The sequence below is a fragment of the Clostridium sp. MCC344 genome (assembly GCF_018785365.1).
Taxonomy (GTDB): domain Bacteria; phylum Bacillota; class Clostridia; order Lachnospirales; family Lachnospiraceae; genus Pilosibacter.
In genome coordinates this window covers 152787-166739 of sequence record NZ_WQPQ01000013.1, presented here as the reverse complement: position 1 = coordinate 166739, position 13953 = coordinate 152787, and the positions used below count along the sequence as shown (strand labels likewise).

The 13953-nt window shown below is 43.4% G+C and carries 9 protein-coding genes; 8 read left to right on the top strand and 1 reads right to left on the bottom strand.

Annotated elements, in window-relative coordinates:
• The first annotated feature begins 231 nt into the window (after window positions 1–231).
• The 5 genes from GPK90_RS03155 to GPK90_RS03135 all read left to right on the top strand — a co-directional run bounded on the left by GPK90_RS03155 (window position 232) and on the right by GPK90_RS03135 (window position 6047).
• Window positions 232–627, top strand: coding sequence for a PDDEXK family nuclease (locus GPK90_RS03155; RefSeq protein ID WP_215702131.1), 396 nt, complete (start codon window positions 232–234; stop codon window positions 625–627).
• Between the two features lies 1 nt (window position 628).
• Complete coding sequence (locus GPK90_RS03150) at window positions 629–2392, top strand: Mu transposase C-terminal domain-containing protein (RefSeq protein WP_215702130.1); 1764 nt, start codon at window positions 629–631, stop codon at window positions 2390–2392.
• Window positions 2389–3900 carry an AAA family ATPase gene (locus GPK90_RS03145; RefSeq protein ID WP_215702129.1) on the top strand — a complete coding sequence of 504 codons (1512 nt, stop codon included), beginning with the start codon at window positions 2389–2391 and terminating at the stop codon, window positions 3898–3900. The genes GPK90_RS03150 and GPK90_RS03145 overlap by 4 nt, the downstream gene beginning before the upstream one ends.
• Window positions 3900–5132 (top strand): TniQ family protein, encoded by a 1233-nt coding sequence (locus GPK90_RS03140; RefSeq protein WP_215702128.1) that lies wholly within the window; start codon window positions 3900–3902, stop codon window positions 5130–5132. The genes GPK90_RS03145 and GPK90_RS03140 overlap by 1 nt, the downstream gene beginning before the upstream one ends.
• Before the next feature lie 69 nt (window positions 5133–5201).
• A complete protein-coding gene (locus tag GPK90_RS03135; protein WP_215702127.1) occupies window positions 5202–6047 on the top strand; it encodes a hypothetical protein in 846 nt (281 codons plus the stop codon).
• 50 nt (window positions 6048–6097) lie between these two features.
• Here the strand turns inward: GPK90_RS03135 and GPK90_RS03130 are convergent, their stop codons facing one another.
• On the bottom strand, window positions 6098–7171 hold the full coding sequence (locus tag GPK90_RS03130) for a toprim domain-containing protein (RefSeq protein WP_215702126.1): 1074 nt from the start codon (window positions 7169–7171) through the stop codon (window positions 6098–6100).
• 982 nt (window positions 7172–8153) lie between these two features.
• Between GPK90_RS03130 and GPK90_RS03125 the strand changes: the two genes are divergently transcribed.
• From GPK90_RS03125 to GPK90_RS03115, 3 genes are all read left to right on the top strand, one after another.
• Window positions 8154–8588 carry a replication/maintenance protein RepL gene (locus GPK90_RS03125; protein WP_215702125.1) on the top strand — a complete coding sequence of 145 codons (435 nt, stop codon included), beginning with the start codon at window positions 8154–8156 and terminating at the stop codon, window positions 8586–8588.
• Window positions 8575–8886, top strand: a complete 312-nt coding sequence (locus tag GPK90_RS03120) for a hypothetical protein (RefSeq protein WP_215702124.1) — start codon at window positions 8575–8577, stop codon at window positions 8884–8886. The genes GPK90_RS03125 and GPK90_RS03120 overlap by 14 nt, the downstream gene beginning before the upstream one ends.
• Window positions 8887–9882: 996 nt before the next feature.
• On the top strand, window positions 9883–13941 hold the full coding sequence (locus tag GPK90_RS03115) for an InlB B-repeat-containing protein (protein ID WP_215702123.1): 4059 nt from the start codon (window positions 9883–9885) through the stop codon (window positions 13939–13941).
• The last annotated feature ends 12 nt before the right edge of the window (window positions 13942–13953 follow it).

The following is a 13953-nucleotide window of genomic DNA, read 5'->3' as shown; positions in this document are numbered from 1 at the left end:
AATTTCTCGGAATAATTATGCCTGGAAATTCGATGAATATCCAATTTCTGGAAGAAATAGCGACCAGAAACTCAGAATAAATCCAAAAACTCGGAATAAATATGCCGGGAATTTCGATGTAAATTGCAAAAACTCGAAATAATTCAATGACCGTCTGCGTCTGTCTCTGAAAATTAGCGTCCGAATGGTTTGAATCAATTCAATCTGAATAAACCATAAGGAGAACTGCATATGGAAAAAGCGGGAACGAAACGTAGGGATATCCATTTTAGGAGTGATAAAAATGGAATCGTGGTGTGCGTACACTCAAGGGAAGCCCGGGAGTATGCAAGGTACTTGGAAGCGGCTGCGGATGTTGCTTCTTATGAGGCCGGAACCGTATTGGATCCAGACAAGTACCCATTCATAAATACAATCGGGATCCGAAAAGAATACTTTGACACTCAGTGGACGTCAGACTTTGTGATTCATTTTACAGATGGAAGGACAGGAATCCGGGAACTGACAAACAAAGATGGACTTTCCAAACGGGCAGCCATCGAAAAACTGGAATTTTCCAGACGGTATTGGAGTCCCACAAAAGTTGCAGAGTGGAAGATCGTTGTCATGGAGAAGGGAGAGTGCTGAGATGTTCTTAGAAAGTTGTGGAGAAGTAATTCGGGTATTATGCGGAAACGAAGAAGGGAACTGGGTGATCTCCTATGATAACCCATGCACACCGAAGTTTGTGCTTAGGGATGACCTTAGAACCATGGAACGTATAGAGCCGCCAAAAGATTTCCAGATGAGGATGACACAGGAGCAGACGCCGGGACAGAAGAAGCGGCAGGAGCTGATTTCGGATCTCTTGGAAGAGGAATCCTATGTGTGGGACCGTACTGGACGCAACACAAAGATTCGGGAGATTGCAGCCAGGGAGAAGACGAGTGAACGGAGAATCCGGGAACTGTATTTCCGGGCGTTGGCAGGAAGAGCCTTAGTGGAAGAAAGAAAAAAGGCGGAGAAAGAAGAGACGAAGGAAGAAAAAGACTTCCTATGGGCAATCGACACGTTCTACTATACAGCGAAGAAGTTTTCCCTGCGGAGTGCGTATGATATGCTGCTGCTTTCCAGATACACGGATCCAGACGGACATCTACTGGATGTCTATCCTTCCTGGAATACTTTCCGCCATTATTTCTATGATAAGAACTTCCATAAGAAAGCAAGAAACCTGATCTCCAGAAATGGACTGACCGATTATCAGAGAAATAAGCGTCCGTTGTTTGGAAGTGCATCGGCTTGGAAAGAACAGATAGGAGTCTTTCAGATGGATGCAACGCAGGCTGACATCTACCTGGTGTCACGCCTGGACCGCTCTGAGGTGATTGGAAGACCCTATATTTACTTAGCTGTGGACACGGCAACTCAGCTGATCGCCGGAGTCTATGTGGGAATGGATGCCGGAGAGCAGGCGGTCATTAACTGTCTTTCCAATGCGGCTGCGGATAAGGTTTCCTTCTGCAAACGGTATGGACTGGACATCAAAAAAGAAGAATGGCCAAACACGGGACTTCCGGGAGAAATCATTACAGATAAGGGAAGAGAGTTTATTGGCACCCGGATGAACGAGCTTGCAATGAAGTACGGAATTGAGTTTGAATCCCTGCCGCCATTCCGACCGGATGGAAAAGGTCTGGTAGAGAAATCCTTCGATCTGATCCAACAGCGGTATAAACCGGCACTCAGAGAAAAAGGAGTCATTGAGGCGGACGCGCAGGAGCGATGGGCGGTGGACTATCGGAGTCAGGCGGTTCTGACCTTGGAAGAGTTTACGAAGGTCATCCTCTCCTGCATCCTGTACCTGAACAGCTGCCGTGTGATAGAGAACCGTTTCTGTAAGGACGCAGGCCCTGTGGCGGCCGCAATGTGGATGGAATGCGAAAAAGAAAAAAGATCCCTGGTCATCCCGATCAACAGTGAAGAACTGTATCGGTTTGGACTTCCAAGGACCTCAGCTACATTGAACCGGCGCGGAATCTGTTATCAGGGACTCTGGTATGTGAGTGAGAATTATAAGGAGTTCTTAGAGAGCCATAACATAGGCGAGACCGTGAGAATCTGCTATGACCCAGAAGATGTATCGCGTCTGTTTCTGCTGAATGGGATGAATTACATTCCATTTGAGCTTTCCAGACATTCCAAGCAATATGCCGGAGCAACCGAAAGTGAATATCAGATGAAGCGTAAGGCAGAGCGGGACAGTCGGAAGGAATCGGAACTTAGGGATACCGAAGGACGGATCCGGCTTTTAAAGGATATCGAGTCCGTGGTGAAACAGGCAGAGTACCGGGATAAGAATAAGATTTCAACGAAACGCATGGAGCAGGCGAAGGAGATGGAACGGGTATGAAAAAGTATCAGAAACAGAGTGGAATGACCGTGGACGCAGAATATGGAGAAGAACAGGGAAATCCCTTCTTTGAGGCATTGCCGGAGATCCTTGGAAAAGAAGAGGTGATGAAGCGGCTTAGAAGTCAGATCCCTTATCCAAAAGACATTCAGAAGATGTCACCAGAGGAACGGCGAAAAGAAGTCATGGAAATCTCCAAGTGGTTTTATCCCATGGATTACATGTATACAATCTATGACATGCTTTATTGTGCGATGTCAGCAACCTATCAGACAAAGAACATCGTGGACCATATCCGCCAGATGAATGACCTGTATATGGATTTCCGCACCGGCCGGGAACGGGAGTTTCAGTATGCGACCCAGGCATACACCGGAGCTGTCTTAGGTGTCCCGGGAATTGGAAAGACATCGACGGTCCAGAGATGTCTTTCTCTGATGCCACAGGTCATTGTCCATACGAATTATGGTGGGAAATCCATGTATACCAAGCAGATCAACTATCTGTTCGTGGAGTGCCCGTCTGATTGTTCCGTGAGAACCCTGGCATTCAATATTTTCTCAGCAATTGACCGTGCGATAGGTTCCGACTACTTAAAACAGGCAACCTATCAGAGAGCGGTGGCAGCCAGTGCCACGACAACAAAGCTGAAGATCATCTGCATGAATCATCACATTGGGCTGATCGTCATTGATGAGATCCAGAACGCAATCCAGACGGCGGTCAAGAACCGGCAACTTAAGCCCTTAGTAAAGTTTCTGGTGGAACTTACGAACGAGACATCAACAGGGATCTGCTTCTGCGGAACGATGGAGGCTGAAGATCTCTTTATGAGTCAGGAACACTTGAAGCGGAGAACCAGAGGATTCCGGCTTCTGCCATTAAAATATGATGTGACATACCGGAAGTTCATTACAGAACTCTGGGATTCCCAGGTGGTGCTTCAAAAGACGGAACTCTCCGAAAAGCTGATGAAGCAGATCTATGATCTCTCGGCCGGGATCCCGTCCTACATCGTGAAGATCTTCCAGGAGGCACAGGTCCAGGCAATTCTCACAGGGAAGGAGAAACTTTCCTATGAGGTGCTGAAACAGGCCGTCATGTGTCTTGGAATCGAAGTGCCGAAAACATATGGATGGAGTGGAACTTCCATTTCTGACTTTACGGTGCAGGAAGTAACCGTGAATGAAGAAGCGGTGGAATCCGTGGAGATAGAAGTGCAGACTACCGAAGAAACATCCCTGGAGGGAGACTGCCAGGAAGAGATTTCCTTAGATTCCGTGGATGGTAGAAGGGATAAACTGGATGCAGAAAATATCATGGACGAAGAGATACCAGGGATCGCAGAAAAGACCTCTTCAAAGCGATTCTATGCAGTGAAACGCGGCCGCAAAAAATCCGAGCGCGATGACTCGGATCTTCTGGAACTTTGGGCGGAGAACCCGTCTGCGGATGCGCTGCTTCTGAATCTTGAACAATTCTATATGTTAGAAAGGAGGTGCTTCTGATGCTTCAATATTTTCCAACGCCTTACCCGGACGAACTTTGGTACAGCGTCTTAGGAAGATATCATGTCAGATCCGGCAATCCGAACAGCGCAACGACACTCAGGGAACTATTTGGAGCGGAGAGCGTCGGAGGAATGGGAAACTTCCTGCCAAACTGCGGGATCCGACGAGTGGCTGAGAAACTGCCGGAGGGAGTCTTAGATGAGAGAGATATTGCCTTGCATCACACACTGTTTCTGTATACCTTCCGTTTCCAGGACTTATCAACGAAAGAAAAACTACTGGAACAGGCGTTAAACGAAAAAGTGAAATTTCCAATCAAGCTGCCTAAGCCATACACATCCACGGTACTGAAATACTGTCCGCTCTGCATGAGAGAGGACAGGGAGCGCTATGGAGAGGCTTACTGGCATGTTACCCATCAGATTCCTTATGTGACCATATGCACGAAACACAGGTGCAGACTAAGGATGAAGGATGGCATGAAAAAATGGACACTCAACGATAATCTGTTCCTTCCGATGGATAAAGAGGAGATAGAGGCAGACTTGGACATTACGGAGACAGAAGCAGAACTCTCCGGTATTCTTGTGAAATATCAGGAACTTCCAATAGAAAAAGGACCTATGGAAACCCACAATAACCTTTACGAGGGATTATTGAACTCCGACTATGGGATCGCCCGGAAGGACAAGAACTTTTCCATTGATTACAAGAGCGTGGAGACGGATCTCCTGGAACGCTTCGGAAAGGACTTCATAGAGGAACATTTTGGAACTCCCGTCATGCGGGCCGCAATCTTCGGAAATATCCGCAACTGGAACTATAAACTTCCAGAAAGATATGCGATCCTGTCTACGCTGATCCATCAGGACCCAGAGATTACTTTTTCGGAAGAGCGCTTAGAAAATAAGACGGTCAGCCTGTTTCTGCGGATGAGCAAAGAACCGATGATCCGATCCAAAAAGTATGTTGCGAGATCCCTGGAAATGAAGGAAAAGCACTTGGATATCCTGGCACACAATCTGAACGTGGTCCCATTCTGGGAGCAGAAGCCAGACGCAGAGAGAGCGAAGGAGTACAGAGGGTATGTATGTTTTACGGAGGATGAATGGGCGTATGTTCAAGACTCGGTTTCGAAATATGGGTTTCAAAGTTCGTCTGCGTTCATCCGGTTCTGCGTGGGACAGTATCGGGACAGGGAAAACATGCATTTCATAATAAATGATTGAAAACCAGTTCGATTCTGTATAAAATGAAAATAGAAGCGTACAGAATGAAATGGTGAAGAGGTGAAATGTATGGATTGGTTAGACTATCGGGAAAAACTAGGGATAGGATTTAACGATAAAGGAAAAGTAAAATATTTTTATAACAAAATTTCTAATGTATTGCGCGATTTGCATGGACGCGGAGTATGTATGCTTACCGCAGATGAATACATCAAATTTTGTAACATGACAGGAACTGTTATGAACATGAGTGGAGTTGATGGAGTCTATTTTGTCGATGAATTTGGAGAGATAGTTAAGGTCTTGTTTAATCACATGAAATCGCTGAATGAATTTTTAGCTTTTTATATTGCATTTTTGAATTGCCAAGACAATACAATTGAAAGATATTATTCTCGTGACAATTTTAAAAATTTATTAGTTACTGGTTTAAGAGAAGCACATATCCAGCATGAAGTATTAGAGGACCAGGACGGATATTTTGTATTTCCGGCGGGTGATCCGATGATGGACAAGAATCTGGTTTCCGATGTATTGTCATGGTTAGATAAATACCCAGGTGCTAAGAAAACATATGTCAATGCATTGAAACAATATGCGGATGGCATATATATAAGGGATGCTGCTGATAACCTTAGAAAAGCATTGGAAACTTTCCTGCAAGAGTTTTTACAAAATGATAAGAACTTGGATAATAACAAAGGTGAAATCTGCAAATATTTGACATCACAGGGTGCCGATCCAAGCATAGGTGGAATGTATAAGTCTATAATTTCCACGTATAAAGACATCAATGATAAAACAGTTAAGCATAACGATAAGATTGATGCACGTCTGTTAGAATTTTTATTATACCAGACGGGATTACTGATCCGTATGGTATTAAGAGTATCTGGACAGATAGAGGGCAACTAAATAGTGTTATAAGAGTCAGGAGTCGTAACAGTTTCCCTGACTCTTTTTCTTTACCCATATGTTGGGATTTTTATGTCGATCAATTTTATATTCTTGGAATCCTGGTATGCGGAGTATGAAGTCACGTTTCCCTTTGAATCAAGCAATGCACATACAAAAGAATTATCGCCGTCATCGACTTCCCGCATAGACATGGGCGAGCGGTGAATCTTGCGGAGATCTTCGCTCCAGCTGTTTCCCATTGGCAGGATCCGCTGATAAGGGAGATTCGAACAGACGGCCGGAGTCTGGGATAATGCAAGGATTACTGGACGCGACATAAGATTTTCTGTTGGGAAGGAATGAACCGCATAGTCCAGGTTCTTCGGATCCAGGGACGAGAGAGCAACGTAGATTCCCGATTCCTTTGTAAGTTCATAGAGGCTTATGGCATCCAGAGGTGACTCGCAGATGAAGAGTGGATAGTCATCTTCATAGGTTTCGATGTTAGTTTCCATCATGGAGAAAACGTGATTGATGGAAAGAAAGGTATCGGAGGAGAACCACCAGAATCCTAAAGGATTCTCTGTATAAATAAGCTTCTGAGATCCGCTCTGTTTTGTATTCTGGAGGAGGTAGTAATTTTGATCAGCATTTGCGAAGCAGGCATAGTGACGTCCCACTCCAGGGACTGCCGTGGCATATAACTTTTTCATGTATATCAAATTTCGGAAGATCCGGTTGCTGATGTTACGCTCGTGGATGATATAGTTCTGAAGGGCACTGATGTCGCCAGTGTCCGGCGGAACACGGAAAGTGTGGATGTACGGTTTCAGAGGTGCCGCGGGCTTTTTATATTTGTGAGTGACATCATGACCAAGTGAAAATTCAAGCAGCGAGGAGACGGCATCCGCCCAACCGTATCCCTGGTATTTCGTCAGGTATGAGATGCTGTCGCCGGCTTCATGGAGAGAGTAGCGAAAGTAACTGTCATGATAGATTACCAGACTGTTGTGATTACAGTCGCGGAGGGTTCCGGTATGATAGATGACCCGATCCGGATGTTCTGCCAACATATATTGAATTAAGTCGGCCTGCTTTGCAAGCCGCATATCGTTTTCTGTAAATTTTATGTATGAACTCATAAATAAGCTCCAATCATTTTTGTATTTGAGAAGGTAGAGGAAAGATTTTCTTATAGATATTATGTAAGATCTGAGAAAAAAAGTGCCATAAAATTACAAAAAAGTAAAAATATTTTTCAAGAATAATAAAGCTATACTACTGAGAGTACCATATAGAACAGTACACCATCTTATGATGGAATGTATGATACTGAGAGTAACCAACTGAGAGTGAACCACTTAGAAGAGGATTCCCTTAGAAAGAGGAATACCTTAGAGATTCCACCTTAGAAGGAGAAATATCTTAGAGATTCCATCTTAGAACAGATACCTTAGTGTACCGGCTGAGACACTTAGAACTGAGGTACTTAGCTTTCAACTCTTAGAGTATCCAAGCGGTGAGCAGGCAAGGGATACTTGACGCGAACAAAACCAAGCTCCTCAGGAATAACCAAGAACTGAGTATCCATGCTTGGAAAGATCCCTTGGGTTGTTCATGCGTCCAGTTTTGTGTAACTCACCGCAATTCCTAAGCATCATCTAAGGAATGAAATCTAAGTATCCAAGCACATAAACTAAGCAGCTAAGATCCTTCATCCAAGGTGGAACACTAAGTATAACATTCATATAATCTTCCTTCTGTTAATGAGTAATAAGTTTATTGGTTTACTAACTCAGGGAATAATAGATGGAGAGTAATGTTCCAGTATTTTAATGATATCAGTGTACTTCCAAGAACTAATTTTGAGACAGAAGATATATATAAAATAAAAGGACAAATATTGGAAATCACAAGAAAACCCAGAACTGGTAAGGCTTTCCAGAATTTTACCGGGTATCAGATTTGCCACCGTAAAGTATCATTTCAGTGTTTCAAAATCAGTAATTCCATTCATGCCATCTCTGCCGCAAATCCCACTCAAAAAATTTTTTGAAAAATTTGCAAAAAAAGTTCTTCGTTTTTCCCAAATCTTACATAATATCTACGAAGGAGAGAGAAGAGATGAAAATACCAAGAGAAATTCCGTCAATGCGACGGACAGATAACAGCTTAAAAGAAGTCATGACAAATTTGTGTAACCAGAAAAATTTCCGAAGAGTATTTTTAAACCAGACGATCCCTGTACTGAGTTTATTTGCGAATCAGCCAACTATGGTGCTTTTATATTTTATATATAACGCCGACACCAATAATATGATCTACTGTACTTACGAAGACATCATGCAGGACTGCTCGATCGGAAACAAGAGAACCGTGGCAAATACGCTAAAAACACTTCAGGAGACAAGAGCAATTGTAAAGATCTCTAAGTCTCATTACATGTTAAACCCAGCACTTATGCTTCAAGGGAACAACGAAAAGTTTGGTTTGCTGACATTTGAATTTAATGATTATATTTCTTTATATGAAAAGGAGAAACGCTATGTATCAAAATGACATGAAAGAAAAAGCTAAGAAAGTCAACATTGTTGAATTTTTAAAGAAGAATCATCCGGATATCATATTAGAAAGAAAAGACGGAAGTTTTGCGTATAGTAAAAAACCATCAATGACTTTCTTTGTCGGCCGAGATGGTTATTACCATTATTGTGACAATGCCGCAAAAAAGAGAGGCGATTATGTTTATTCTGGGGATAATATAAAGTTCCTCACAGATTTTGTTGGTGAGTATACATTTTTGACAGCTGTGGATGTATTGGCTGAATTTGCGGATGCTTCACGGAGAGTAGCTTGAGAAGAAGAACCAATTTAGCTGATTTGAAGCAGCAACGTATTTTATATAAGGAAAGAGTGCATATAAAAAATGTGCTCTTTTTTATTTCAAGGAAAATCATGCTGTTTATTTAATAAAGTTTTGCAAACCATTGTAATCACTTGCTTTATTAAAATACAGTGATATAATGTATATATCATGTAAATTTTTAAGAAATTCTTAAGTTAAACGGAAATGATATGGACTTACTCTGGCATGACCGCTCGATAAGAGAATCTAATACTAATTTGCAAATAAAAAGAAGGAGAGACTCCACATGAAACAACGATACTTATCGTTGGTATTGGCAATTAGTATGATCATGGCCTCGGCAAGTCCATTTTCATATGCGAAATATACCCGGTGAAGGTATAGCGAAATACCAGAACGACCACTACAGATGAAACAGAAGAGATACTGCCGATAAAGGCAACAGATTCAGAGGCATCCGATATACGGGAATACCCGTTGGATGACAAAGAACGCATAGCAAGCGCTTCTGATCCCACACTTTTTTCCGCAAAAAAGACGGAACAGAAGGTTAATCTGCCTGATGGTATCTATAGAAGCAGACGGTAATTGCCAATACCACCACATCGACGAATACAACGGAAACGGATCAGACAACCGGCGGCACGGATGAGACAAATCTTCCGGGGACTACGGGTGAAAACAACAAGTCTACCTCTGAGACGGTAGAAACCGATGAAACAAAGCTTCCGCAGACAGGACAGACCTGGTGGCCGGTATGGCTGTTGATGATGGCTGGCGGTGCGCTGATTTTTGCGGGACGGCTGATGAAAAAACGGGAAAAGCAAGGGAAGGAAAAGAAGTGACACCATAAAACACGGTTAAACAGAGAACGGGAACGCGAAAGGAGGAAAGAGAGCCAGGAGACACTAAAAATAGGGAGCATGGAGAAAAGTAAGGATGCAGGTCTGCATCCTTAAACAGACAAAAGAAAGAAGAGCGTGAATTATGAAAAAAAGATTGTTGGCATGTTTGATGTCTGTCAGCATGGTATTTACTTTGATGTATGGAAGTGCTGTGGCCGCAGAAGGCGGTGGACAGGAAAAAATTGAAGAAGCGCAGGAAAAACAGGAGGTCTCGACGCCGAGTGATGCGGATCAGATCGTGGCTACGGGAAGTAATGGAAAACCAGCTGTGAATTTCGCGGCGGCAAAGACGGAGATATCGACGTATGCGGAGAACAGTGGGGAGGTTTATGAGGTTGGAACGACGGATAAACTTGCTGAGGCATTGAACCAGATCGCGACGGATAGTGGGAATACAGAAGCGGTGATTGAATTAACGAGCGATGTCACAGTACCTCATACATCAGAAGATTCGTATATTACGGAATTTGGTGTAGATGGGAAACACGTCACAGTATCCAGTGAGGGAGATACAAAACATAAACTCAATTTTCTAAACAGAGGTATCCTGACTGGTGAATGTACATTTGATAATGTAAACGTAACTGGGGATGAATTGTATTGTAACGGTTACAGGACGATTTTCACCGAAAACGGCGAAATCCATTTAACGGGCACACTGTATGGTGGCGGTTATACGACTACGGTATCCAGTACGCATGTTGTTGTTGCCGCAAGCGGATATATCAATCCTACGAATTATGGTGGTTTACACGATGTTATTGGAGGCTCGTATCAGGGTTCCGTTGAAGGTGACACCTATCTGGAGATTACCGGCAATCTTGAGATGCAGGGAGGAAATCATCTTAATCCGGGATGTGTAAAGGGGGATGGCACCAGTGGTGATGCAAATAACAGTCCGGATGTATATGTTGGTGGTGATGCGACATTAGTTTACGATAATCAAAATGCAAAAACCACTCCGGCGATTGAGGGCACTTATGGCTGTGAGATGAGAGGAAATGTGACTCTGGATATTCGTTCCGGCAGAGCCAATGAAATCTGTGGAACACAGGAATTTGTAGACAAGTCGATCATTCGTGGTGATCTGCATATTATTGCCGGAGCAAAGAAGTATGAGAATACAGACCGCACTTTAAGATTAAATGGAAACTGGCCGATCGTAGGCGCGGGAAACCGATTTGCAACAATGCCTGGTGCAGTTGGCAATTACACAGTTGGCGGAGATATTACAATCGATACTTACGAAAATGTCTGGGGCTGGGATAAAGGATCAACACCTTCTGATGATGCTCCAGAAATTTATGGTGCTCTTCGTGGAAATGTAGGAGGAGATATCACAATTAATGTCCATGGCTCTCATATTGAAAATATCACTGGGGCATCGAATTCTTCTGATGTTAAAGGCAATGTTACCATCAATGCTACAAATGTCGAACTGAAAAATAGTTATTATGAAGATCCTGATTACGATGAAGGTGATATTTTAGCAAATTATAAAAGTACGGTCGATGGTTCATGTGTAGTCAACGTAGATGGCGGTGACATGAATATCATCCAATTGACGAATTACAAGGAACTTAATGATAACTCGCAGATTACAATTGCGGGAAGTCCAAAGATTCGTACTGGTGTGCTTTCTACTACCAATTACACTTCGGCACCTACCAATGCACCGAACGTTACATTAACTGCGTGCAACGCAGAAATCCCATTTATTCAGTCAGCAACAGGAGTTTCAGTAACAGATAATTCTGATGTCACCCTGCATGGTCTATGGTTAGCTGGTGATCTGACAGTCGATGCCGGAAGCAGTCTCAAGACAGAAGACGATATCGTTGAACTGGAAGGTAACGCAGTCATCAATGGCACATGGGAACAGTTTTATGATGAAGCTGATGGTGGAAACTATGATACAGACGTCGCAGGAACAATGGAAGTTGGTTCTGACGGACAGTATATTTCCCATGGAACTACAAGAGTCACGGGTGATGTTTCATCTTCTGGTCTGATGGCCTTAATGAAACCTGCATGGTTTAATGGCGCATACATCGGAAATAATGCGGAACTTCGCCTGCCGGTAGTACAGAGCGGCAAGAACTACAATATTGGAACAATTCCGCTGCGGATCAGTAAACTTGCCGAAGGAAGCACTATTGTAAATACGGTAAAACGTGATGACTGGAGCAGTTTACAGGCACCGATTCTTGGTGATAACTACATTCTGACAAAAAAGGATAATGATATTCCAGCGCAGAGTGTATTCTTACTTGGAAATGAAGATGCTTTACAGAATGAATTGTTCCTTCTTCGCACGAAAGATGCGGCCAATACAGATGATCACTATATGTGGCAGGTAGCTACGGGAGTTTCTGTGATTTTCGATAAAAATGGCGGTGATACCGAAGCTGCACCGCGTATTGAATCCCAGGAAAAACAGGCTGGTGTTGTTAATCACTTTGACTTACCAGCAATAGAGCCGACCCGTGAGGGCTATACCTTTGAGGGATGGAACACGAAAGCTGACGGCACAGGTGATGCGTTTACTGCAACAACAGACGTTACAAAGACCATGACCGTATATGCGCAGTGGAAAACAGATGAAGCCTATTCCGTTACAATTTCACCAATGGATATCACGATCTATGTTGGTGGTGACGGTTATCATGGAGTAATAGGAGAAGATGGCGAATTTGCCGATAATGACCTGCCGGAGATCGGATTTTACCTGACATTGCCGGATGATGTGAATACAATGCTTGGCAGTACTCTGGATGATCCAGTGGATTTGAGCGATAAACTGAGTTTGACATACGATGATGAAAACGGAACGACCAGAAGCTGGAAACTCGAACAGTATGGCGATGAAACGATGAGCCATATCATGGAGAACGGACGAAGAGTTTATATCTACAAGCTGCTTTCCAGTAAGATCAATGATACGCAGGATACTGTTCCGGCCCGTGTGCAGTTTACAGGTGCGGATGGTTCTGTTATGGTAGATTCGGATTTTAAAGCATTGCTGACAGATCAGTTCCGTAATTATAAAATCAGCTTTTATCCGGGACAGCTTGATGAAGCAATTTACAAGGCAACGTTTACGACGACAGATGGAAGAACATTGACACGCCCAATTAAGTTAGGAACAGGAACCTTGAAGGTCCGTGGTAATACAGACCAGACTTACCGTGAAATTTCCAATACTGTTCCGACGGTAGATCCCGCGAACAAGGGCTATATGCTTGCAGGTACAGCACAGGACAACACACAGTATTATGTCAATGATTTAAACGTGAGCGCAGATCCGGCAGGTGTACGTTTACTGGTGGATCACAGTCTGGATGATTCGCTGCTGACTGCTTATATCAACCAGAATAAAAATGCGGATGGAAAATATACATATCAGTTCCGCTATCTTGATCTGGTAGATACCCATAATGGTAATGCGTATGTTACGATGGAGAATGGACAGAAAGTAAACTTATACTGGCCGGTTCCGGATGATGCGAAAGCAGACTCTGAGTTCCACATCATTCATTTTAAGGGACTCGATCGTGAAAGTGATGCGGATATCAATGATCTGCTGACAACGAACATTCCAGAAGAACTGGAATGCGAAAAAGTTACGATTGATGGGGTAGACTTTATCAAGTTCTCGGTTGAATCATTCTCTCCATTTGCGTTATTGTACGAAAAAGGTGGATCTGGATCTCCGGATCAGCCGGTAAACCCTGGAAAACCGGATAATCCAGGAACTCCAAGCACTCCGGACAAGCCAACAACTCCTGTTCAGTCTCCAAGTAATGCAGAAAAGCAGACGCCAAGTAATGCCGGCAGATCCGATTCTTCTGATGATTCTGATGACTCAGGTTCTTCAAGCTCAACAAAGAAGAGTCAGACTGTAATAACAAACACTACATCAACGAATACAACGGAGACAGATCAAACAGCAGATAATACAGAAGAAACGAAGGCTACAGAGACAACAACTGAAAATACTGAAGCAACCTCTGAGAACGTAGAAACGGATGAAACAAAACTTCCGCAGACTGGTCAGACCTGGTGGCCGGTATGGCTTTTAATGATGGCTGGCGGTGCGTTGATTTTCGCAGGACGGTCATTGAAGAAACGTGAGAAGTAAATAAAATGCAGA